Genomic DNA, 23,532 nt, shown 5'->3' with positions numbered 1-23,532 from the left:
CAAAGGGTCTTCTGCTTACAGGCCTGAGAGGCCGAGGGCGGGATCGATGCCATCCAGTGCGTTGGCCAGGGCCTGGGCCTTGTCGGCAATCTGTTTGCGTTGTTCGCCGCTGATGGTGTCGTAGCTGGCGTAGCCGTCCTTGATCTTGTAGGTGTCGAGTTCACTGTCGAAATCCGCCAGTGCCTGGTCGATTTTCGGCAACAGCTCGGCTGCCGACTTGCTCAGCATCGGTCGCAGTAGATCGACGACTTTGTGGGCGGTTTGTGCGTTGGCGGCGAAACCGTTGAGGTCGCTATGGCTGTAGCGTTCTTCTTCACCGCTGGCAGCACGGACGTCGGCGAGGGTGTTGAGGTTGCGCACGATGATGTTGACCAGTTGCTCCGGTGGCAGGCTCTGCGCGAGCAGTTGCTGTTTGAGCGTGGTGACGTCGCTGAGCAGGCGTTGGGCAACCGGCGTCAGTTGGTCGAGATTGCGTTGCTGGAACAGCGCGTATTCGAGGCGATGGAAACCGACGAAGGCCGGATCCTGCTCGCGTTTTTCGAAGTAATCGGCGCGGGCGTTGATGCTGTTGTCCAGTTCCGCCAGGCGTTGCGCGGCCGGGGCCAGACGTTGATACGCAGCACGTGCTGGCAGGTACAGCGCTTGTGCCTGACTCAAGTCGCCGCTTTCAATCGCTTGCTCGAGCGCGGTCACGGCTTTGATCAACGCACTGCTCTGGCTGGCCAGGTACACGCGGAATTCCGACAGCGGCCCGACGAAGGCAACCATCGACGGCTTGGCCTTGGCCGCCGCATCAGAGGCGGCAGTCGGCGTCACGTGCAGGGTGCCGCGCGGATTGCTCAGCAGGCCGCAAGTGATCGCGTAGTCGCCCGGTTGCAGGTTGGCGTTGATCACCTGGCTGAGTCCCGGCGCAATGTTTTCCCGCTCTTCGACGACGAGCACGCCGTCGAGGATTTCCCATTCCACCGCACGCTCGGAGCGGTTGACGATGCGGAAACTGGCGCGGCCGGCCGGGACGGTCAGTGCATTCGGCTCGCAACTGCCGGGATGAATGTTCACCACCACTTCATCGTGGTTGTGCTGACGTTTGGCCGCGGCCATTTTCGAGGCGTAATAGAACAGACCACCGGCGGCGATCATCACCACCACCGAACCGGCCACCGCCCAACGCAAGGCGCGGGGAGGGGAGGCCTGGGGAGTATTAGGCTTTGACATGAATGCCCTTATTGGCTGGAAACGGAAGACGATTGCGTGGAGGGCGTGGGTGCGGGAGCCGGGTAAAAGAACATCACCAGCGCCACCAGTAGATAGATCAGATAGGCACCGAGGGTGCTGACGGTCGGCGCATCCTGATAGCCGAACATGCCGGCCAGCACCGAGCCCAACGGGCCATCCATCGGCAGTGTCGCGCTGAAGTCGAAGAGCACAGTTTGCAGGTGATTCCACAGCCCGGCTTCATGCAGGGCTTGCACCGAATTGGCGAGAATCCCGGCGGCGACCACCAGAATGAACAGGCCGGTCCACTTGAAGAACGCCGAAAGATTGAGGCGCATGCTGCCGCTGTAGATCAGGAAGCCGACGATGACTGCCAGACTCAGCCCGAGCAGGGCACCGATCGGCGCGCCCGGACCTTCGCTTTGCTGGAACACCGCAAGCAGAAAGAACACCGTTTCCAGGCCTTCGCGGGCGACGGCAAAGAAGACCATGGCGATCAGCGCGATCACCTGATGTCTGGAAGAGGTCAATGCGTGATCCAGCGAGGCTTGCAGCGAATGCTTGATCGAACGCGCGACCTTGCGCATCCAGAACACCATCGAGCTGAGAATGCCCACGGCCACCAGGCCGACGATGCCTTCGAACAGCTCCTGCTGTTTCTGCGGGAATTCGGCACTGACCAGTTCCAGGCCGCCACCGACCAGCAGGGCGAGGGCCGCGGCGAGAAACACGCCGATCCAAACGGCGGGCATCCATTGGCCACGGCCAGTCTGTTGCAGGTAGCTGGCGATAATGCCAACGATCAGCGCGGCTTCAATGCCTTCGCGCAGCATGATCAGAAAGGGAACGAGCATTCGGTGTCCACTGGGTCATTCGAAGAGGTTACAAGTTGTAACATAATGAAAGTCATTCTCACATGACATTCATTGCCATAAACCTGAACACAAGCTGAACAAGTTAAAGAACAACCATTCTCATATGTACGCCGCAACCGTGTAGGAGCTGCCGAAGGCTGCGATCTTTTGATCTTGATTCTATAAATCAAAAGATCGTCCGATCGCGGCCCGAACCTTCGGCAGCTCCTACATGGGCATTTGTGTCGGCTGGGGTAAGATGCTCGCCACTCAAAAAACAACAAGGTTCACCGCGCGCCATGTCGGAAAAAGACACCATCGCCGTCCAACTCGTGCGTGAAGCGCTGCTGCAAAGTTGTGCCCCGGGTGTGGCCACGGAAGAGGTCTTGAACAAGGTCGGGATCGATCCGGCGTTGCTGCAAACCGAACACGGCCGGGTGCCGGCTTCGCAGTACGCCAGACTCTGGCGCTTACTGGCCCGGCGTGGCGATGATGAGTTTTTCGGCATGGACCCGCGCAAGCTCAAGTCCGGCAGCCTTGAATTTCTGTGCCGCAGCGCGATGGCACAACCGACCCTGGCAGCGGGTTTGAGCACAGGCCTGAGCTTTCTGTCGCTGATGCTCGAACGCCTGCCGGCGCAACTGGTGCATCAGCAAAGTCTGGCGGAAATCGTCCTGCTCGAGGACGACCCCGAACCACGCCGCGCCTTCAGCTATTTCACCTACTGGATGATCGTCCACGGCGTCGCCTGCTGGCTGGCCGGGCGGCGGATTCCGATTCTAGCAATCGAATTGCGCGGCCCAGCGCCGGACTTCACCGATGATTACCGGGTGATGTTCTCGGAGAACCTGCGTTTCGACCGGCCACGCACACGGATGATTTTCTCTGCCGATTGCCTGGATCTGCCGATCAAACGCAGCGCCGAAGAGTTGAAACGCTTTCTCGCTCATGCCCCGGCCAACATCCTGGTCAAGTACCGCGATCCGGAGAGCCTGGCCAGTCGGATCAAGCAGGATCTGCGGCAATTGCCTGCCGAACAATGGCCGGAAACCGAGGCATTGGCCCAACAACTGTGTATGTCCGCTTCGACGCTGCGCCGGCGTCTGGCCGAGGAAGGGCAGACCTATCAGGGCCTCAAGGACAGTGTTCGCAAAGAGTTGGCAATTACCTGGCTGGCGGAACCTTCGATCAGTTTTGTCGAGATTGCCGCGCGGTTGGGATTTGCTGATGCGAGTTCGTTCTACAAGGCGTTTCGCAAGTGGTCGGGGTCCAATCCGGGCCACTATCGGACGCTGATCCTGAATGAGGTTGTCTGACTCGGCCTCTTCGCGAGCAGGCTCGCTCCCACATTTGGAATGCATTCCCCCTGTGGGAGCGAGCCTGCTCGCGAAGAGGTCAGTCCATGCAACACAAAACTTAAACCTTGGCCAAACCAGTCAGCCACATTGATGGCTTTGACCATTGCCGCCGCCGCCCCACAGCGCGACTATCCCCCTGTTGTTTACGGTTCCCAGCCTAATAAAAAACAGAGGGATTCTGGCAATGCGCGATTACTTGTCTGCCACCGCACAGTTCAACTATCAGCACACCGTGGATGCCGCGCTGAGCGGTACGCTTGCGGCGCTCAACGCCTGCGTCGAATGTTGCGACCGCCATGCCTTGCCCGGGCGCATTGCGCTGTTCTGGGAGGGCCGCGACGGCGCCAGTGCGACGTACACCTTCAACGATCTGCAGGACAAAGCCGCGCGTTTCGCCAACTTCCTCCTCGCCCAAGGCGTGCAGAAGGGCGACAAAGTCGCTGGCCTGCTGCCGCGCAACATCGAATTGCTCATCACCGTGTTCGCCACCTGGCGCATCGGCGCGGTCTATCAGCCACTGTTCACCGCCTTCGGCCCCAAGGCCCTTGAACATCGCCTGAACAGTTCCGGGGCCAAAATCGTGGTCACCGATGCGGTCAACCGGCCGAAACTCGCCGACGTTGCTGACTGCCCGACCCTCGTTACCGTTGGCGGCGCCAAAGGCCAGGGCATCGTCCGTGGCGACTTCAGCTTCTGGGCCGAACTGGCCAATTATTCCAATGTCTGCGAACCGGTGCTGCTGACCGGTGAAGACCCGTTCCTGCTGATGTTCACGTCCGGCACCACCGGCCCATCGAAAGCGTTGTCGGTCCCGCTTAAAGCCATCGTCGCGTTCCAGAGCTACACCCGTGACGCCGTGGACCTGCGCCCCGAAGATGCCTTCTGGAACGTCGCCGATCCGGGCTGGGCCTACGGCATTTACTTCGGCGTCACCGGGCCGTTGTCGATGGGCCATCCGATCACCTTTTACGATGGCCCGTTCACCCTCGAAAGCACTTGCCGGGTGATCAACAAGTACGGCATCACCAACCTCACCGGTTCGCCCACCGCTTATCGCTTGCTGATTGCCGGCGGTGACGAGTTCGCCAAGTCGATCAAGGGCAAGCTGCGCATCGTCAGCAGCGCCGGCGAGCCGCTGAACCCGGAGGTGATTCGCTGGTTTGCCGACAACCTCGGTGTGGTCATCCACGACCATTACGGCCAGACCGAACTGGGCATGGTCCTGTGCAACCACCACGGCCTCGATCACGCCGTGCACGTCGGCGCTGCCGGTTTCGCCTCGCCGGGCCATCGCATCGTGGTGCTCGACGATCAGTACAACGAACTCGGCGTCGGCCAGCCGGGCATTCTCGCCATCGACCGGCCGCAATCGCCGATGTGCTGGTTTGGCGGCTATGAAGGCGCGCCGACCAAAGCTTTCGTCGGCGATTACTACTTGAGCGGCGACACCGTGGAATGGAACCCCGACGGCAGCATCAGTTTTGTCGGCCGCAGCGATGACGTGATCACCACGTCGGGCTACCGCGTCGGTCCGTTCGATGTGGAAAGTGCGCTGATCGAACACCCGGCTGTGGTCGAGGCGGCGGTGGTCGGCAAACCGGATCCGGAGCGCACCGAACTGGTCAAAGCCTTCGTGGTGTTGAGTGCGCAGTACCGGGCTGCGCCTGAGCTGGCCGAAGAACTGCGCCAACACGTACGCAAACGTCTGGCCGCGCACTCATACCCGCGTGAAATCGAATTTGTCAGCGAATTGCCCAAGACCCCGAGTGGCAAATTGCAGCGCTTTATCTTGCGCAACCAGGAAATCGCCAAGGCTCAAGAGGCCGCGGCGCACAACGTTTCAGCTTGAATCAGGAAATACCGTCATGCAGATCGAGAACAAGGTTTTTATCGTCACCGGCGGCGCGTCCGGCCTGGGTGCCGCCACTGCTCAGTTGCTGGTAAGTGCCGGCGCCAAAGTGATGCTGGTTGACATGAATGCTGAGGCGGTCGCCGCCCAGGCCCAGCGACTGGGCGCGCAAAGCGTAGTCGCCGACATCAGCAACGAAGCCGCCGCCGAAGCCGCCGTCCAGGCCACTGTCAAAGCCTTTGGCAGCCTCAACGGTCTGGTCAACTGCGCCGGCATCGTCCGCGGTGAAAAGATCCTCGGCAAAAACGGCCCCCATGCACTGAGCAGCTTCGCCCAGGTGATCAATGTCAACCTGATCGGCAGCTTCAACATGCTGCGTCTGGCCGCTGCGGCGATCGCCGAAGCCGAGGCCAATGGCGACGGCGAACGCGGCGTGATCATCAACACCGCCTCGGTGGCAGCGTTCGACGGCCAGATCGGCCAAGCGGCGTATTCTGCTTCGAAAGGCGCGATTGCCAGCCTGACCCTTCCGGCCGCCCGTGAACTGGCGCGTTTCGGCATCCGCGTGATGACCATCGCCCCGGGCATTTTCGAAACGCCGATGATGGCCGGCATGACCCCGGAAGTCCGCGATTCGCTGGCCGCCGGCGTACCGTTCCCGCCACGTCTGGGCAAGCCTGCCGAGTACGCCGCGCTGGTTCGGCATATCATCGAAAACAGCATGCTCAACGGCGAGGTGATCCGTCTCGACGGTGCCTTGCGCATGGCCGCCAAGTAAGGAGGATTTGTCATGACTATTTCCCACGATCCGATTGTCATCGTCAGCGCCGTCCGCACCCCGATGGGCGGCTTTCAGGGCGAACTGAAAAGCCTCACCGCACCGCAACTCGGCGCTGCTGCTATCAAGGCTGCGGTTGAACGGGCCGGTGTTGCCAGCGACGCGGTCGATGAGGTGCTGTTCGGTTGCGTATTGCCTGCGGGCCTCGGTCAGGCGCCTGCGCGTCAGGCGGCGCTGGGCGCCGGGCTGGATAAATCGACCCGATGCACCACCGTCAACAAGATGTGCGGCTCGGGCATGGAAACCACCATTCTCGCCCACGACATGCTGATTGCTGGCAGTGCCGATGTGGTGATCGCTGGCGGCATGGAAAGCATGTCCAACTCGCCGTATCTGCTGGATCGTGCTCGCGCCGGTTATCGCATGGGCCATGGCCGTGTGCTCGACTCGATGTTCCTCGACGGCCTCGAAGACGCCTACGACAAGGGCCGCCTGATGGGCACCTTCGCCGAAGACTGCGCCGAGACCAACCACTTCAGCCGCGAGGCGCAGGACGCTTTTGCCATCGCCTCGACCACCCGCGCCCAGCAGGCGATCAAGGACGGCAGCTTCAAGGACGAAATCGTCCCGCTGACCGTGACCGTCGGCAAAGAACAGGTGCTGATCAGCAACGACGAACAGCCACCAAAAGCCAAACTGGACAAGATTGCCTCGCTGAAACCGGCGTTCCGCGAGGGCGGCACGGTGACGGCGGCGAATTCCAGCTCGATCTCTGACGGCGCGGCGGCATTGGTGTTGATGCGTCAGTCGCAGGCGCAGAAACTCGGGCTGAAACCGTTAGCGGTGATCCATGGCCACGCCGCGTTCGCCGATACCCCGGGCCTGTTTCCGGTGGCGCCGATTGGTGCGATCAAGAAACTGATCAAGAAAACCGGCTGGTCGCTGGGTGATGTGGACCTGTTCGAGGTCAACGAGGCGTTTGCCGTGGTTGGCATGGCAGCGATGACCCATCTGGAAATCCCCCATGACAAGCTGAATGTGCATGGCGGTGCTTGTGCCTTGGGCCATCCGATCGGTGCATCGGGGGCGAGGATTCTGGTGACGTTGCTCTCGGCCTTACGCCAGAAGAAGCTCAAACGCGGGATCGCAGCGATCTGCATCGGCGGCGGCGAAGCGACGGCCATGGCTGTGGAATGCGTCTACTAAACGCACTAATCCTGTAGGAGCTGACGAGTGCAACGAGGCAGCGATCTTGATCTTGTTTTTAGATCAAGAGCAAAAGATCGCAGCCTGCGGCAGCTCCTACAGGGGACCGCGTGTAACCCGGATTAAGGATTCACTATGATTCCCAACGAAGACCAAACCCAGATCCGTGAGATGGCCCGGCAGTTCGCCGAGGAACGCTTGAAACCGTTCGCCGCCGAGTGGGATCGCGAGCACCGCTTCCCCAAGGAAGCCATCGCTGAAATGGCTGAGCTGGGCTTCTTCGGCATGCTCGTGCCAGAGCAGTGGGGCGGTTGCGACACCGGTTACCTGGCGTACGCCATGGCCCTGGAAGAAATCGCCGCCGGCGATGGTGCCTGCTCGACGATCATGAGCGTGCACAACTCGGTCGGCTGCGTGCCGATTCTCAAGTTCGGCAACGACGATCAGCGCGAACGCTTCCTCAAACCGTTGGCCAGCGGCGCGATGCTCGGTGCCTTTGCATTGACCGAACCGCAGGCCGGTTCCGACGCCAGCAGCCTGAAAACCCGCGCTCGCCTGGAAGGCGATCACTACGTGCTGAACGGCTGCAAACAGTTCATCACCTCCGGGCAGAACGCCGGGGTTGTGATTGTGTTTGCGGTCACCGATCCGAGCGCCGGCAAGCGCGGCATCAGCGCGTTTATCGTGCCGACCGATTCACCGGGCTACACGGTCGCTCGCGTCGAAGACAAGCTCGGCCAGCACGCGTCCGACACTTGCCAGATTCTTTTTGAAGACGTGAAAGTGCCGGTGGCCAACCGTTTGGGCGAAGAGGGTGAGGGCTACAAAATTGCCCTGGCCAACCTTGAAGGTGGCCGTGTCGGCATCGCTTCGCAAGCGGTGGGCATGGCCCGTGCCGCGTTTGAAGCGGCGCGTGATTACGCCCGTGAGCGCGACACCTTCGGCAAGCCGATCATCGAGCATCAGGCCGTGGCCTTCCGTCTCGCCGACATGGCCACGCAAATCGCCGTCGCCCGGCAAATGGTGCATTACGCGGCGGCCCTGCGTGACAGCGGTCAACCGGCCCTGGTCGAGGCATCGATGGCCAAATTGTTCGCCTCGGAGATGTCCGAGAAGGTCTGTTCGATGGCATTGCAAACCCTCGGTGGTTACGGTTACCTCAACGACTTTCCGCTGGAGCGCATCTACCGCGACGTGCGTGTCTGCCAGATCTACGAAGGCACCAGCGATATTCAGCGCATGGTCATTTCGCGCAATCTCTGACAAGGAATTTTTATTCATGACTTACGAAACGATTTTGCTGGAAACCCACGGCCGCGTTGGCCTGATCACGCTCAACCGCCCGCAGGCGCTGAATGCCCTGAATGCGCAACTGGTCAGCGAAGTGAACCAGGCCCTGGATGCGCTGGAAGCGGATGCAAACATCGGTTGCATCGTCCTCACCGGCTCGAAAAAGGCCTTTGCGGCCGGTGCCGACATCAAGGAAATGGCTGAGCTGACCTATCCGCAGATCTACATGGACGACCTGTTCAGCGACAGCGATCGCGTGGCCAACCGCCGTAAACCGATCATAGCCGCCGTCAACGGATTTGCCCTCGGTGGTGGTTGTGAGCTGGCGTTGATGTGCGACTTCATTCTGGCCGGCGACAACGCCAAATTTGGCCAACCGGAAATCAACCTTGGCGTGCTGCCGGGCATGGGCGGCACCCAACGCCTGACCCGCGCCGTGGGCAAAGCGAAAGCCATGGAAATGTGCCTGAGCGGGCGCATGATTGATGCGGTGGAGGCCGAGCGCTGTGGCATCGTTGCGCGGATTGTGCCAAGTGATGAACTGCTCGACGAAGCGCTGAAAGTGGCCGGGGTGATTGCGAGCAAATCGCTGCCGATTGCGATGATGGTCAAGGAGAGCGTGAACCGTGCCTTTGAAGTGAACCTGACCGAGGGCGTGCGCTTTGAGCGCCGGGTATTCCATGCCGCGTTTGCCACGCAGGATCAGAAGGAAGGGATGGCGGCGTTTGTGGCCAAGCGTGAGGCGGCATTCCAAGGCAAGTAATGCGCTGGCCTGACTGACGCCTTCGCGAGCAGGCTCGCTCCCACATGAGGTTCTTGGCGTTCACATAGCCTGTGTTCGCTGGAGATCTCTGTGGGAGCGAGCCTGCTCGCGAAGCTTTTAAGGCTCGATGTACATCAAAATCAAAAGCCCCTCACCCTAACCCTCCCGAAACGTCGGACCGCCCGGAGGGAGAGGGCTGGGGTGAGGGAAAGGGGCGACACCATTACAACTGGTAGTTCTTCAGTTCGCGCGCAATCACCATCCGCTGAATCTCGCTCGAGCCTTCATAGATCTGGGTAATCCGTGCATCGCGATAGTACTTCTCGACCGGATAGTCCTCCAGATACCCATACCCGCCATGAATCTGAATCGCGGACGAACACACCTTCTCGGCCATTTCCGAAGCAAACAACTTGGCCTGTGATGCCTCCGACAAGCACGGTTTGCCCGCCGTACGCAGCCGCGCGGCATGCAGGATCATCAGCCGCGCCGCGTTGATTTGCATGTGCATGTCGGCCAGCAGGTTGGCGATGCTCTGGTGCTCGTTGATCGGCTTGCCAAACTGGATGCGATCGCGCGAATACACCAGCGCCGCTTCAAACGCGGCACGGGCAATGCCCAGTGCTTGCGCGGCGATGCCGATGCGTCCGCCTTCAAGGTTGGACAGGGCGATTGCCAGACCTTTGCCGCGTTCACCGAGCAGATTGGCCTCGGGAATGCTGCAATTGTTCAGCGTTACCGCACAGGTGTCGGAGGCGCGGATGCCCATCTTGTGTTCGGTGCGATCGACGATGAAGCCCGGGGTATCGGTCGGCACCAGAAACGCGGAAATGCCTTTCTTGCCCAGATCCGGGTCGGTCACGGCAAAGACGATCGCCAGTTTCGCCCGTTTGCCGTTGCTGACAAATTGCTTGGCACCGTTGATCACCCACTGGCCGTCACGCAACTCGGCGCGGGTACGCAGGTTGTGCGCCTCGGAGCCGGCCTGGGGTTCGGTCAGGCAGAAGCAGCCGATGGTTTGCCCGCTGGCCAGATCCGCCAGCCAGGTTTGTTTCTGTGCGTCGCTGCCGTAATTGAGCACCGGACCGCAGCCCACCGAGTTATGGATGCTCATGAACGCACCGGTCGCGCCGTCACCGGCGGAAATCTCTTCCACGGCCAAGGCGTAGGCAACGTAATCGACATAGGTGCCGCCCCATTCCTCGGGAACGACCATGCCGAGCAACCCGAGCTCACCCATCTTCGCGACGAGTGCGTCGTCGATCCAGCCAGCCTTTTCCCAGGCCTGCGCATGGGGCGCGATTTCGCCACGGGCAAAGTCCCGGGCCATGTCGCGGATCATCACTTGTTCTTCAGTCAGTTCGAGATCGTGCATGGCTCAGCTCCCGCTCTCAGCAAACCCGTGGAAGAAACTCGCGACATGGTCTGCGTCCAGCGCAGCGAGGGTCGGCGGGTTCCAGCGAGGTGTCTTGTCTTTATCGATCAATAGCGCGCGAACGCCTTCGATCAGGTCGCCGCGGGCGAACCATTGGCGATCCAGATGCAGCTCCAGCGCGAAGCACTGTTCCAGGCTCAAGTGGCGGCCGCGACGCAGCATTTCCAGGGTCACCGCCATGGCCAGTGGCGAGCGGGTTTCCAGCAGGTCAGCGGTAGTGGTCGCCCATTCGTGGCTGTCGGCGACGGTCACTGCGCGCAATTGCTCGACCATGCTCGGTACGTCCGGCAGGGCGAAGAAATGGTCGATGGCCGGGCGCAAAGCCTCAAGTGGCGCATCGGGCAAGGTTTGCACGGCGTGTTTGGCCAGAAGGTTTTGCAGGGCTTTGAGCGGCGTGTCCTGCCATTCCATCTGATCGAGTTTTTCGTCGAGCAGCGCCAGTTTGCTGCTGTCCAGATACCAGTCGGCAAGGCCGCAATACAGCGCGTCGGCGGCACGGATCTGCATGCCGCTGACCCCCAGATAAATCCCCAGCTCACCGGGAATGCGCGGCAGGAAGTAACTGCCGCCGACATCCGGGAAATAACCGATGGCCACTTCGGGCATCGCCAGACGGCTCTTTTCGGTGACCACGCGCAGATCGGCGCCTTGCACCAGGCCCATGCCGCCGCCGAGGACGAATCCGTCCATCAGCGCCAGTACCGGTTTGCGGTAGTGATGAATGGTCAGGTCGAGGGCGTATTCCTCGACGAAGAAATCTTCGTGCAGCGTGTCGCCGCTTTTGAAACTGTCGTACAGGGAACGGATGTCGCCACCGGCGCAGAAGGCCTTTTCACCGGCACCGCGCAGAACCACTGCGTGAACATTGGCGTCAGTCGCCCAGGCGTCGAGCTGCTGCTGCAGCAAGCGCACCATGTCGAGGGTAATGGCATTGAGACCGGCGGGGCGGTTGAGGGTCAGGTGCCCGATGTGATTGCGAACGTCGGCCAGCACTTCGTTTTGCATGGCATCCATGGACGGGGTCCGCGGGGATGAAGCCTGCGCTGTCATCAGTAACTCCCTGCTTTTATTGTCTTTATTCGAGAAGCTCGCGCGCGAGCGTTACCGGATCGTAACAGTGCAAATTTGCCGTGTACAACCGGGATATTCGCAGGGGGAGTTTGCGTTTTTACCTTGGTCGAAAATGTGCGCGCTCATGTAGGAGCTGCCGAAGGCTGCGATCTGTTGACCTTTAAAAAACAAGATCAAAAGATCGTCCGATCGCGGCCCGAGCCTTCGGCAGCTCCTACACGGGTTCAGGTGAAGGTTTGGGTAATGCTGCGCCGTTTGGCGTGCATTTCGCTGGCGTGGATCAGTTGTTCGAGATCCTCGGGGGTGACGTCGATAAACGCTTCCATCTCGGCCAGGGCGAGTTTCAGGTCTTCGGCGGTGATCGCCAGACTGTCGACCGGCGTCAGCAGTGGTGCCGGTTCTGCCGGGCGTTTCGGGTAACGGATGCGGGTCAGGTTGTTGTAGGCAAGCGCGCTGAGCAGCATGCACGCGGCGCCCAGCATCACCGGTTCCATGGCCTTCCAGTCCATGGCGATGGTCGCCGGATCGGCCAGCACCAGCGTCAGTGCCAACGCGCCGGCCGGTGGATGCAGGCAGCGCAGCCAGCACATCAGGACCAGCGCCATGCCTGCCGCCAGGCACGCACTGCCAAGGGTTCGACCAAGCACGTGAGCGACCAGCAGCGCGACAACGCCGGCACATAAATAACCACCGAGAATCGACCACGGCTGAGCGAGGGCGCCAGAGGACACGGCGAACAGCAACACCGCCGACGCGCCCAGCGGGCCGATCAGGTGATAGGCCACTTCATGGCCGAACACCTGGGCGCACAACCACACACTGAACAACGTTCCCAATGCCATGCCGATGGCCGCGCGGCTCCATTCGGTGGGACGGGTGTTGATGGCGGCGGGCAACCAGCGAGCGAGCATGTGAATCCGATCCTTGCAGCAAATTCGAGACAAAAAAAAGGACTTGTCCGGTTATCCGGAAAGCCCTCGAAGGTTCCAACATTGGGGGAGGAACGCACACAGTGTGCCGGGCAAAGTCGATGCTGACAAATTCATATTAATGAAGATTTAGTGCATTATTTTTGCATTGAAGCCGCGCGGCGTCCGCTGAGGAAGCACAGTGTGCCGCCCATCGCGGTCAGTGCACTCAATGCGTAAAACATCGTCGGTGCCGGAGTGTGCATCAGCAGGAAACCGCAGATCACCGGGCTCAGCGCACCGCCCAGCGCCGCCAGGTTTTGCGCGCCGTAGTAGCTGCCGCGCAGTTCTTCCGGGGCGAGGGTGTCGACGAAGAGAAACTCTGACGGATAGATGATCATCTCGCCGAGGGTGAAAATGAACATCGCGATGCACCAGCTCAGCAGGCTGTCGGCGAGGCTGAAGCCAATCAGACCGAGGATAAACAGGCCGGTGCCGGCGGCGATCCAGTAGCGCAGTTTCTCGCGGCTGAGGAAGCGGCCGATCTGGTATTGCAGCAGGATCACCGTGATTGCGTTACAGGCGAGCAGGGCGGCCATGACGTGCAAGGCGCGCTTGGAGTCGCTGACCACCAGCAGGTATTGCGACAGATAAAGGGTGAAGCGCCCGTGCACCACCGTGCTCAGCAGGCAACCGCAGGTGAACATGATCAGAGTGCGATCGTTTTTCAGGGTGACGAGGGTTTTCAGAAAGCTTGGCGGCTGACTGACCACGGCAATCGGGCTGGCGTCTTTGGGGATGCCGATCATCAGGAAGATGCTACCAAAGGCGATGGCGGCGGCGATCAGGAACGGTGCGATCGGGTAATGCCCGGCAATCACCACACCGAGCATCGGCCCGGTGGCGTAGCCGATGTTGGTCAGCGTGTAACGCAAGGAAAAGGCCTTGGCCCGCTGGCTCATCGGCAGGTTTTCGCTGAGGATCGCCTTGGAACCGATGAGGAACAGTGCCGAAGCGGTTTCGGTGATCACCAGGGTAGCGGTGGTCAGGTACAGATCCTTGGCGAACGTCAGCAGCACGAAACCGATGGCACTGGAAAGCATCGCGATAATCAGCAATCGGCGTTTTTCCAGGCGATCGATGATGTAACCGCCGTACAGCGCAAGCAGGGTGGCGATAAACACCGCGATACCGAGCAGCAGCCCGACATCCTGCTGGTTAAGACCGAGTTTAGTGCTCAGAAACAGCGTCAGCAGCGGGCTGGTGATGGCGCGGCTGATGACGATGGTCAGCGAGACAATCATCAGACGGCGGATGACAAGCGAATAAGTGGCCACGGGGAATCGAATATCCTTATTTCAGTTGTTTTTGTGTTCGACTACAGACCGCGTCGTGCCCTTCGCGAGCAGGCTCGCTCCCACAGGGAATGTCTGAACAGTGAAGATCCAGTGTGGGAGCAAGCTTGGTCCCAACAGGGAATGTCTGAACACTGAAGATCCAATGTGGGAGCGAGCCTGCTCGCGAAGGCGTCGGGTCTGGCGACATACCTCTCAAACCAGCCACCGATCCAGGCCTCCCACCGACTCCAGCTTTTCAAGACGCCGCAAATTTTCCAGCAACCCTTCAGCCCGTTCCCGCGACATCACCCGCAACGCCAGGCTGAAAAACTTCTCCTCCAGCGCTCCGTCACTCAACGGATTGCCCGGCGCGCCCAACGGTACTTCAACGCACAAACTCGCAGTGCGCCCATCCAGCGTCAGCACGCTGACCCACGGCTCGTCATCCTCGGACAGTTGTTCATCTACTTCAAGGTGAATGCGCGCCAACCAAAGGGCGATGCGCGGATCCTCGCGTTGCTGATCGTCGTACGCCTCAAGCCGACAATGCCCCTGCACCAACCGCGCCGCGAGGGCATAGGGCAAGCTCATTTGCGCCGCTGCCAGACTGCTGACGTCGCGGCCGCCGCACATGCGTTGGAGGAAGCCGCACAACCTGACTTCGACGCTTTCGACGTGCTCGGCAGTGACGTCAAGTTGCTCAAGCAACAACCCCAGCGCGTCAATCGCCGAATGCGTACCGCGACACGCGGCGTAGGGTTTGATCGAGCAGCGCGCCAGCTTCCAGACTTTGCCGAGATCGGCATCGAGCCTGTCCGGCTGCGCACTGTTCGGCGCAAGGGTTTTCAGAAAGCCGCCCCAGACATCCTCAAACAGCATCGACGGCCCGCTGATCCCTTCACGGGCAAAGCTTGCCGCGAGCAACCCTCCTTCGGCGGCGCGACCGCTGTGCAGTTTCTTACTCAGCGAACCGTCATGGATAAACGCCCAGACCCCGCCACTGAAACTGCCGGCGATGCCCAGCGCGGACACGGTTTGCGTCGCATCAAGGGCAAAGATTCGCGCACAGGCAGCGGCCGCACCAAACACGCCGCACGTCGCGGTCGAGTGCCAGCCGGCGCCGTTGTGTGCCGAATAACTGCCGCAGGCTTCCAGTACCCGTCGGCCGATTTCGTAGCCGATCACTACGGCGGTGAGCAACTCACGTCCGCTGACTGCTCGGTCGACCATCGCCACGGCCGCCATCACCGCTGGCAACACCACCGCCCCGGAATGGTCGCAACCGCCGGTGTCGTCCAGTTCCAGCGCATGCGCGGCGATGCCGTTGAGCATCGCGGCATGGCCGGGGTTGGTGCGTAACGCTGTGCCCCAGACCAAGGATGATCCGCCGCTGTTGCCGAGCACCTGTTGCGCTTGCACGGCAACGATGGTGTCGCTGCCGGCCAGCGCTGCGCCAAAGGTGTCGAGGATGTGCCGTTTGGCTTGAATGACCAGCGTTTCGGGCAAGTCTTCAAACCGTGTGTCGACACAAAATCGCGCCAGCCGCAGCATGCGTTCGCTCATGGCAGATAGTCCCGGTAGTGCTGCTCATAAACGGCTGCCGGATGATCCTCGCTGACCGGCGCTGCGGTTTCTGCCCACCATTGCGCAACCTCGGCACCGCTGGCGATCCACACATCGTCATGTTGTTGAATGCCTTGCAGCAGTTCGCGCAGCACGCCGATGCGCCCCGGGGTGGCGATGATTTCCGGGTGCAGGCGCAGCACGTAGCACAGGCCGAAACGATGAAATCCGGAGAAGTCCATTTGCAGGTTGCCCAGGGTGTGGCTGTACGAGGCAATCCGCGACTGCGCCGGGGGCACGGCGGGGCTGAGGTTGAAGGCGAAGTACGGCTCGTCTTCGAGTTCATAGTGCAGCGGCAGTTCGATGACCTCTGGCGCGGTGGGATGGGCGAATGGCAAATCATCGCCGCGCCACGAAGAGGACCAGACGATGCCGTGGTCTTTCAACGCGGCAATAAACCCCGGCGCACCGTTGCCGGCGGGGAGGCGAAACCCGCGCGGGCGTTGACCGGTCAGGGCTTCAAGTGCCGCACATCCCTTGCCGATGTCGGCACTTTGCGCCGCCAGATCAAGCTCGTCGTAATTCTGATGGCGGTAGCCGGCGCAGGCGATTTCATGCCCGCCGGCGAGAATCGCGGCGATGTGCTGCGGGTTTTCTTCGGCGACGATGCCGGGCACGAACCAGCTGCTGCGCACGCCCAGTTCCGCGAACAGATCGAGCAAACGCGTGACGCCACGCTGACTGCCGTAACGCCAGACCGACAATGTCTTGTCGCGACCCGCCACTTCCGGCGCCTGGGTGAGAATGCCGTGGATGTCGTTGTAATCGACGGTGAGCACCACCGCGCAGCGCTTGCCAGCGGGCCAGACGTTGGAATCAGCCATGATGATGCTCCTTCAGCCACCAACGGGCGACATCGCGGCAGGTGGCGAACCACACATCATCGCGTTGACGCATGTGTTCGAAGAGTTTTTCCAGCAACAGGATGCGCCCCGGTTTACCGGTGATTTTCGGGTGGAACAGAGTGGTCAGGCAAAGGCCTTCATCCATCGCGCCGTCGTATTCGCGCTGCCAGTTATCGAGGGTCAACGCATAACTGGCAGTACGATCGAGGCCGGAGGGAAAGTTCGGCGCGCGGGTGTAGGCGAGGGAGGAGTAGTCGTCCATTTCCCACCGCCCGGGGATCTCCACCAGCGGCGTGCTGTGGCCGGGGACGTTGACCAGATACGGGCGATCGTCGCCGCGCATGCTGCTGGAATAGATGACGCCGTTGTCCGCCAGCATCGCCGGGGTCTCAGCGCGCCAGTCGCCGGACGGGGTACGGAAACCCTCGGCGCGGATGTGCAGGTGTTGCCAGAACACCTCCCGGGACTTGGCCATGACGGCTTGCTGTTGCTCCAGCGTCAGGGCGTAAAAGGATTCGTGTTTGTAGCCGTGATAAGCGACTTCATGGCCGCGTTCGACGATGGCCTGGCATTGCTTCGGCCAGTTTTCCACGACCCACGCGGGGACGAAAAACGTTGTCGGCAGTTTGAACGCGTCGAGCAGATCGAGCAGGCGTGGCAGGGCGCGATAAGGGCCGTAGCCGCCGAAGCCGAAGTACTCCGGTTTGCGCCAGATCGAGCCATTGAGCATGGCATCGCCGGTCGGACCGTCGAGGTCGAAGGCCAGGGCGAGGCAGGCTTTGTGTGGATCGGGCCAGGTGGGTTGGCGCGAAGACATGGTTGTGGCTCTCCGGTGTTGGATCAATAGAAACCCTCACCCCAGCCCTCTCCCAAAGGGAGAGGGGGCCGATCGAGGTGTTTACCAGCCCTGCATCGACCTGAAAGATCGCGCCGAACTCAGGCGCTGTGTCGTCGAACTCAGGTTTCGAACACTTGAAGATCAGCTCCCTTTCCCCCTCGTCCCCCTTGGGGGGAGAGGGTTGGGGTGAGGGGGGATCGATCTCGAAGGTTACTTGCCGGCGTTGACCGTCACTTCCTTGATCGCGCCCAGCTCCAGGTCCCATTTCTTCAGGATCGCGCCATAGCTGCCGTCATCGACCATGCTCTGCAGGGCAACCTTCACCGCCTCACTCAGCTCAGGCTTTTTCTTGCTCACGCCAAGACCGGTGAACTGCACGGAGATCGGCTGGCCGACGGTCTTGTACATGTCCTTTTCCTGAGTCTTCAGGTACGACAGGGTTTCGCTGCCTTGCATCGCCGCATCGATACGGCTCTGGCGCAGTTGCGCGCGAGCATCGGCCGAACCTTCAGTGCCGATCACGTTGATCGCCGGTTTGCCGGCGGCTTCACAGTTGGCCTTGCTCCACGCAGCGATTTCCGCCGGGAACGTGGTGCGGCGGCTGGTGCCGACTTTTTTGCCGCACAGATCAATGATCTCGTTGGTCGCGGTGTTCTTCTGCAAGGTGTAGAACTGCGGGCCGCTGGTGAAGTAGTCGACGAAGGTCACGCTGGCCTGACGCTCGGCGGTGTCGGTCATGCCCGATAGCACCATGTCGACGCGCTCAGTGGTCAGTGCGTTGATCATTTGCTCGAAGCCGGTTTCCTGCCATTTGATCTTCACGCCCAAGCGTTCGGCGAGGGCGTTGCCCAGGTCGTAGTCCAGACCGGTGAGGGTGTTGGTGGCCGGGTCCTTGAAATCCATCGGTGGATAGTTGGGCATGATCGCGACAACGATCTCGCCTTTTTCCTTGATGCTGGCCGGCAGCTCGGCGGCCACGGCGAAACCGCAAGACATGACGGAAGCGAGTACAGCGGGGATAACAAAATTCTTCATGGTCGTTCTCTTATGAGTGTTGTGGCACCAATCGGTGCTTAGGTTCGAACGGCAGAAATGAAGCTTTGGGTGCGCGGGTTTTGCGGACTTATTAGTATTTCTTCGGGGCTTCCAGCCTCCACGATCTGCCCGCCGTCCATGAACACCATGCGATTGGAAACCTCGCGGGCGAAGCCCAGTTCATGGGTGACGACGATCATGGTCATGCCGGTCTGCGCGAGATCACGCATCACCGACAGCACCTCACCGACCAGTTCCGGGTCGAGTGCCGAAGTGGGTTCATCGAACAGCATCAGCTTGGGGCGCATGGCCAACGCCCGGGCAATCGCCACGCGTTGTTGCTGACCGCCCGACAATTCGATCGGGTAGCTGTCGCGTTTGTCGGCCAGACCGACACGGGCTAACAGTTCCAGGGCTTCTTCGTGCGCCTCTTTCGGCGAACGCTTGAGCACCTGGCACGGGCCTTCGATGATGTTTTGCAGCACAGTCATGTGCGGGAACAGGTTGAAGCGCTGGAACACCATGCCGGTGGCCAGGCGCTGGCGGGCGATCTGCGACTCGTTGAGCTCGTGCAGTTTGTTGCCGACCACGCGGTAGCCGACCAGTTCGCCGTCGACCCAGAGGCCGCCCTTGTCGATCTTTTCCAGCTGATTGACGCAGCGCAGCAGGGTGCTCTTGCCCGAGCCGGACGGGCCGATGATGCACAGCACTTCGCCTTGTTCGACCTCGATGTTGATGTCCTTGAGCGCGTGGTACTGGTCGTAATACTTGTTCAGGCTGACGGCCTTGACGATGCTTCTCATGTTCGACTCCTCAAGAACGCTTGCCGGCGCCGCGAGCGAAACGACGCTCCAGACGGCTTTGACCGAAGGACAGCACGGTGACGGTGGCCAGGTACCAGATACCGGCAACGATCAGCAGCTCCATCACGCGGGCGTTGGCGTAGTAGATGTTTTGTGCGTTGTAGAGCAGTTCCGAGTACTGGATCACGCTGGCCAGTGAGGTCATTTTGACCATGCCGATAAATTCGTTGCCGACCGGCGGAATGATGATGCGCATGGCCTGCGGCAGGATGATCCGGCGCAGCGCTTGCAGGCGTGGCATGCCGATCGACTTGGCGGCTTCGTACTGGCCGGTGTCCACCGACAGCAGGCCGGCGCGCACCACTTCAGCGGTGTAGGCACCCTGATTGATGCTCAAGCCGAGCAGGGCAGCCACGAACGGCGTCATCAGGCTGACGGTGTCGAGTTCGAACACGCCCGGAATGCCGATGGTGGGGAAAATCAGCGCCAGGTTGAACCACAGCAGCAGTTGCAAAATCAGCGGCGTACCGCGAAACAGCCAGGTGTAGGTCACGGCCACGTAGCGCAGGATCGGGTTGGCCGACATGCGCATGATCGCCGTGATCACCCCGAAAACGATGCCCAGCGCCATGGCCAGCACGGCCATGATAATGGTGTTGAACAAGCCCCACATGATCGCTTCGGAAGTCAGGAACTGGCCGATGTACGACCATTCGATCTTGCCTTCGGCGAAGGCGCGCACCAGGCCGATGATCGCGATGACGATCACGGTGGCGAAGAAGATCCGCCCGTAATAACGCCGCGGCACATGTTGGTACTGGGTGATATCGAACTGGTTTTCCGCCAGTTTGCGCTCCGCCTGGAGTCGTTCTGCCTGAGTCTGGCTCATGGTGTTTCTCCGAACTGTTCTTTCAAATCCAACACATTTCATTGTGGGAGCGAGCCTGCTCGCGAAGGCGGCAGCACCTTCAACATTGCAGTTGGCTGACCCACCGCTTTCGCGAGCAGGCTCGCTCCCACAGGGTTTTGTGCTGGCGGCTTCAGAGGCGGAAGCCCTGGTAGTTTTCCGTCCACTGTTGTTGCGCGGCGAGGGCGGTTTTCAAGCGGCCGATCTGCTCGCGCACCTGTTGCGGCGCAGTGCCGCCCCAACCACTACGGGCTGCGATGGCGGCTTCCAGCGTGAGGCTGTCGCGCACATCAGCGGTCAGGCGTGAATCGACCTCGGCGAGCAAGGCCGGCGAGGCTTCCCACAATTCGATGCCGTGTTTTTCACAGGCCTGCACCAGCGCTCCGGTGATTTCGTGGGCTTCCTTGAATGGCACGCCGCGCACCGCCAGCCAGTCGGCAACCTCGGTGGCGAGGGTGAAACCGAGTGGCGCCTGACGGCGCAGTTCTTCGACGTTGACGGTCATGGTCGCGACCATCCCAGCCATGGCCGGCAGCACCAGCAGCAGAGTGTCGACGCTGTCGAGCACGCCGTGCTTGTCTTCGCTGAGGTCGCGGTTGTACGACAGCGGCAGGGATTTGAGCGTCGACAGCAGACCGGTGAGATTGCCGATCAAACGTCCGGCCTTGCCCCGTGCCAGTTCGGCGATATCGGGGTTTTTCTTCTGCGGCATGATCGAGCTGCCGGTGGCATAGGCATCGTCCAGATCGACCCAGCGGAACTGGCGCGACGACCACAGGCAAAACTCTTCGGCGAGGCGCGAGATGTTGATCCCGAGCATGCTGGCGATAAACAGGAACTCGGCGACGTGATCGCGACTGGCGACGGCGTCGATGGAGTTTTCGCAAACCCCGGCGTAGCCCATTTCCTTGGCCGATTGCTGCGGCTGGCGGGCAATCGCCGAACCGGCCATCGCAGCGGCGCCGAGTGGCGACAGCGAGGTGCGCGCGTCCCAGTCCACCAAACGTTGCACGTCACGCAACATCGATTGCGCGTGGGCCAGCAGGTGGTGGGCGAATACGATCGGTTGCGCCTGCTGCAAGTGGGTGAACCCTGGGCAGATGCTTTCGACGTGTTGCTCGGCCTGAGTCACCAGCGCTTGCTGCAAGGCGAGGACTTCGACGGCGAGGGTGCGCACGTGATCGCGCAGAAACAGGCGCAGGTCGTTGGCGGTCTGGTCATTGCGCGAACGGCCGGCGCGCAGCTTGCCGCCGAGCGCACCGAGGCGTTCGGTCAGCAGGCGTTCGATAAAGGTGTGAACGTCTTCGTCATCCAGGGTTGGCGCAATGTTTCCGGCACGGAAGTCGGCACCGATGCTGTCCAGCGCAGCGAGCATGGTCTGGGTTTCCTGCGCGCTGAGCAGGCCGGCACGTTGCAGTTCACCGGCATGCGCCTTGGAACCGGCCAGATCGTAAGGCGTCAGGCGGAAATAGCGCTCGGGGCACCGGGACAGGGCGGCCAGGGCGGCGGAAGGGCCGCTTTTGAAACGGGCACCCCAGAGACGGTCGGTGGTTTGAGACATTTGTTGTTTTCCTCGTCGGTAACGCGAACTGAAATCGGTATGCATGGCCGTGATGGCTGCTGAAAAGTCAGCAGACGGAGTCAGGCCAAAGCAGTTTTCAAGAGGGCAGTTGCTAGGGAGCGAGAACTGATCGAAGTGTCAGCTTTTAATGTTTCGAGATCAGTGAGTTGGCACTGATGTTCGGGATTTTTTGCCGGTTGCCAAGCCATGTTTTCTGTGTTCATTATTATTGGTCGGCGATGTTTTTGTTGTTGGACACAGATTGTTGAACATTGCGCCAGAGGTAAATCAGCATTATGGAAACCCCACTTTCCAATTCCGGAAACCCGCCTGCGAAAACGGCCCACCGAGCACCGCTGGCCCTCAGCGGGCTGGATTTCAAACTGCTCAAAGTGTTCAAGGCCGTGGTCGAGGCAGGAGGCTTCAGCGCCGCGCAAAACGAGCTGAACGTGGGCCTTGCGGCCATCAGCAAGCAGATCTCCGACCTGGAAATCCGCATCGGCATGCGCCTGTGTACCCGTGGGCGAGAGGGTTTTCACCTGACCGAAGAAGGTCGTCTGGTGTATCAGGCCTCGATTGATCTGTTTGCCTCGGTGGACAACTTTCGTGATCGGCTTAGTTCTGCGCAGAATGAACTTGTCGGCGATCTGGGTGTGGGTGTTATTGATAATACGATCAGCGATGAGAACTCGCCGTTAGTTGCCGCGCTTAAACAACTTAACGAACAATCGCCGAAGGTCCGGTTTCAACTTCAGGCATCGCAACTGGATGAAGTGGAAAGAGGCGTGGTGGAGGGACGTTTAGTGGCGGGCATAGTGCCGGTTTATCAACGCCGCGAAGAATTCGATTATTACCCGCTGTACGAGGAACGCTCGGAGGTTTATTGCGCGGTCGGGCATCCATTGTTCGACATGCCCGAGGCGCAAATGGGCAGCAATGTCTTGCAGGAATACGAGTGCATCAACCACCGCTACGCGATCCATCGCGACAAGCTCAACTATGCGCGCTACGACAGTTTTTCTGCCTCAGCGACCCAGGTCGAAGCCGTGGCCCTGTTGATCAAGACCGGCCGTTTCGTCGGCTTCCTGCCCCGGCATTACGCAGCAACGCTGGTAGCAGCAGGGCAGATGCGCGCGGTGCTGCCCGAGCGGATCTACATCATGACGCCGTTCAATCTGATCCTGCGGCACAACACCGTGCGCAGTCCGCTGGTCAAGGCATTTGCCCAGGCGCTGGGCGTTGACCTGAAAGCAACGGCCTGATTTCAAGGCAACCTCAGGCGCATGGCGCAGCGCCGGTGCCCGGGCAATCCGTGGGCGATTTCTTCGTTCAAGGCGTCGACTAAATACCCGCTTGTTTCCTCGCTATTCAAACGCTGGAAACCGATCTTCTGATAGAACGGCGCATTCCACGGAAGATCCGTGAAGGTGGTCAGTGTCACGGCGCAAAGTTGTTGTGCGCTGGCGTGATCGATTGCCGCTGACAGCAACTTGCGGCCAATGCCCTGACCCTGAAAGTGCTGGCTGACGGACAGCTCCTCTATATGCAATTGGTTATCGACAGGCGCCGCGCGCAAGAACCCGGCAAGTTGCCCTGCAGGGGATTGTGCGACCCAGACGCGGGCCTGCTCGATGGCCTGTAAATGCAATTCGGCGCCGGCCAATTCGGCGTCGGCCAGCCAGGCCAGTTGCGGATCAAGGCGAAACAGCCCGGCGGCCGAGCGTTCGATGGCGGGGAGGGCGGGCGCGTCGGCGGGCCGCGCATGTCGAATGATCATATTCATGTAGGCGCTGCCGAAGGCTGCGATCTTTTGATCTTGCTGTTTAAAAGCAAAAGATCGCAGCCTTCGGCAGCGC

At 60.7% G+C, this 23,532-nt stretch carries 21 protein-coding genes; 7 read left to right on the top strand and 14 right to left on the bottom strand.

Annotation, left to right across the window (positions count from 1 at the left end):
* Positions 1 to 15 precede the first annotated feature (15 nt).
* Positions 16 to 1,215 (bottom strand): iron uptake system protein EfeO, encoded by a 1,200-nt coding sequence (gene efeO / locus BK670_RS12265; RefSeq protein ID WP_123449982.1) that lies wholly within the window; start codon positions 1,213 to 1,215, stop codon positions 16 to 18.
* Positions 1,216 to 1,223: 8 nt separating this feature from the next.
* A complete protein-coding gene (efeU, locus tag BK670_RS12260; RefSeq protein ID WP_123449981.1) occupies positions 1,224 to 2,069 on the bottom strand; it encodes an iron uptake transporter permease EfeU in 846 nt (281 codons plus the stop codon).
* Between the two features lie 299 nt (positions 2,070 to 2,368).
* On the opposite strand from efeU, the gene BK670_RS12255 reads away from it, so the two are divergent.
* The 6 genes from BK670_RS12255 to BK670_RS12230 all read left to right on the top strand — a co-directional run bounded on the left by BK670_RS12255 (position 2,369) and on the right by BK670_RS12230 (position 9,313).
* Positions 2,369 to 3,385: an AraC family transcriptional regulator gene (locus BK670_RS12255; RefSeq protein ID WP_123449980.1), complete on the top strand. Its 1,017-nt coding sequence runs from the start codon at positions 2,369 to 2,371 to the stop codon at positions 3,383 to 3,385.
* Between the two features lie 226 nt (positions 3,386 to 3,611).
* Positions 3,612 to 5,276 (top strand): AMP-binding protein, encoded by a 1,665-nt coding sequence (locus BK670_RS12250; RefSeq protein ID WP_123449979.1) that lies wholly within the window; start codon positions 3,612 to 3,614, stop codon positions 5,274 to 5,276.
* Between the two features lie 16 nt (positions 5,277 to 5,292).
* Positions 5,293 to 6,054 (top strand): SDR family NAD(P)-dependent oxidoreductase, encoded by a 762-nt coding sequence (locus tag BK670_RS12245; protein ID WP_123449978.1) that lies wholly within the window; start codon positions 5,293 to 5,295, stop codon positions 6,052 to 6,054.
* Between the two features lie 12 nt (positions 6,055 to 6,066).
* Positions 6,067 to 7,260 carry an acetyl-CoA C-acyltransferase gene (locus tag BK670_RS12240; RefSeq protein ID WP_123449977.1) on the top strand — a complete coding sequence of 398 codons (1,194 nt, stop codon included), beginning with the start codon at positions 6,067 to 6,069 and terminating at the stop codon, positions 7,258 to 7,260.
* A gap of 135 nt (positions 7,261 to 7,395) precedes the next feature.
* On the top strand, positions 7,396 to 8,523 hold the full coding sequence (locus BK670_RS12235; protein WP_123449976.1) for an acyl-CoA dehydrogenase: 1,128 nt from the start codon (positions 7,396 to 7,398) through the stop codon (positions 8,521 to 8,523).
* 16 nt (positions 8,524 to 8,539) lie between these two features.
* Positions 8,540 to 9,313, top strand: coding sequence for an enoyl-CoA hydratase (locus BK670_RS12230; RefSeq protein WP_123449975.1), 774 nt, complete (start codon positions 8,540 to 8,542; stop codon positions 9,311 to 9,313).
* Positions 9,314 to 9,536: 223 nt separating this feature from the next.
* On the opposite strand, the gene BK670_RS12225 is transcribed toward BK670_RS12230, so the two are convergent.
* From BK670_RS12225 to argH, 11 genes are all read right to left on the bottom strand, one after another.
* On the bottom strand, positions 9,537 to 10,688 hold the full coding sequence (locus BK670_RS12225; protein WP_123449974.1) for an acyl-CoA dehydrogenase family protein: 1,152 nt from the start codon (positions 10,686 to 10,688) through the stop codon (positions 9,537 to 9,539).
* A gap of 3 nt (positions 10,689 to 10,691) precedes the next feature.
* Positions 10,692 to 11,798 carry an enoyl-CoA hydratase/isomerase family protein gene (locus tag BK670_RS12220; protein WP_123449973.1) on the bottom strand — a complete coding sequence of 369 codons (1,107 nt, stop codon included), beginning with the start codon at positions 11,796 to 11,798 and terminating at the stop codon, positions 10,692 to 10,694.
* Between the two features lie 245 nt (positions 11,799 to 12,043).
* Positions 12,044 to 12,730 (bottom strand): HPP family protein, encoded by a 687-nt coding sequence (locus BK670_RS12215; RefSeq protein WP_123449972.1) that lies wholly within the window; start codon positions 12,728 to 12,730, stop codon positions 12,044 to 12,046.
* A 155-nt stretch (positions 12,731 to 12,885) separates the two neighbouring features.
* Positions 12,886 to 14,064 (bottom strand): MFS transporter, encoded by a 1,179-nt coding sequence (locus BK670_RS12210; RefSeq protein WP_123449971.1) that lies wholly within the window; start codon positions 14,062 to 14,064, stop codon positions 12,886 to 12,888.
* A gap of 213 nt (positions 14,065 to 14,277) precedes the next feature.
* Entirely contained in the window at positions 14,278 to 15,627 is a 1,350-nt protein-coding gene (locus tag BK670_RS12205) for an MmgE/PrpD family protein (RefSeq protein ID WP_123449970.1), read from the bottom strand.
* Positions 15,624 to 16,511 carry a polysaccharide deacetylase family protein gene (locus BK670_RS12200; RefSeq protein WP_123449969.1) on the bottom strand — a complete coding sequence of 296 codons (888 nt, stop codon included), beginning with the start codon at positions 16,509 to 16,511 and terminating at the stop codon, positions 15,624 to 15,626. Before BK670_RS12200 ends, BK670_RS12205 begins: the two co-directional genes overlap by 4 nt.
* Positions 16,504 to 17,349 (bottom strand): polysaccharide deacetylase family protein, encoded by an 846-nt coding sequence (locus BK670_RS12195; RefSeq protein ID WP_123449968.1) that lies wholly within the window; start codon positions 17,347 to 17,349, stop codon positions 16,504 to 16,506. The genes BK670_RS12200 and BK670_RS12195 overlap by 8 nt, the downstream gene beginning before the upstream one ends.
* Positions 17,350 to 17,580: 231 nt before the next feature.
* Positions 17,581 to 18,405: an ABC transporter substrate-binding protein gene (locus BK670_RS12190; RefSeq protein ID WP_123449967.1), complete on the bottom strand. Its 825-nt coding sequence runs from the start codon at positions 18,403 to 18,405 to the stop codon at positions 17,581 to 17,583.
* Positions 18,406 to 18,443: 38 nt separating this feature from the next.
* The gene (locus BK670_RS12185; protein ID WP_064587499.1) at positions 18,444 to 19,208 is read right to left on the bottom strand and encodes an amino acid ABC transporter ATP-binding protein; all 765 of its coding nucleotides are present in this window, start codon (positions 19,206 to 19,208) and stop codon (positions 18,444 to 18,446) included.
* Positions 19,209 to 19,218: 10 nt separating this feature from the next.
* Entirely contained in the window at positions 19,219 to 20,097 is an 879-nt protein-coding gene (locus BK670_RS12180) for an amino acid ABC transporter permease (RefSeq protein WP_123449966.1), read from the bottom strand.
* A gap of 151 nt (positions 20,098 to 20,248) precedes the next feature.
* Positions 20,249 to 21,676, bottom strand: coding sequence for an argininosuccinate lyase (gene argH, locus BK670_RS12175; RefSeq protein WP_123449965.1), 1,428 nt, complete (start codon positions 21,674 to 21,676; stop codon positions 20,249 to 20,251).
* A gap of 296 nt (positions 21,677 to 21,972) precedes the next feature.
* Between argH and BK670_RS12170 the strand changes: the two genes are divergently transcribed.
* Entirely contained in the window at positions 21,973 to 22,938 is a 966-nt protein-coding gene (locus BK670_RS12170; protein ID WP_123449964.1) for a LysR family transcriptional regulator, read from the top strand.
* Positions 22,939 to 22,940: 2 nt separating this feature from the next.
* Here BK670_RS12170 and BK670_RS12165 read toward each other — a convergent pair whose 3' ends face one another.
* Positions 22,941 to 23,459, bottom strand: a complete 519-nt coding sequence (locus tag BK670_RS12165) for a GNAT family N-acetyltransferase (RefSeq protein WP_123449963.1) — start codon at positions 23,457 to 23,459, stop codon at positions 22,941 to 22,943.
* Positions 23,460 to 23,532 lie beyond the last annotated feature (73 nt).

The organism is Pseudomonas fluorescens (assembly GCF_003732425.1).
Lineage (GTDB): Bacteria > Pseudomonadota > Gammaproteobacteria > Pseudomonadales > Pseudomonadaceae > Aquipseudomonas > Aquipseudomonas fluorescens_BE.
The sequence above is the reverse complement of the archived record's forward strand: the minus strand, read 5'-3'. Positions and strand labels throughout refer to the sequence as shown.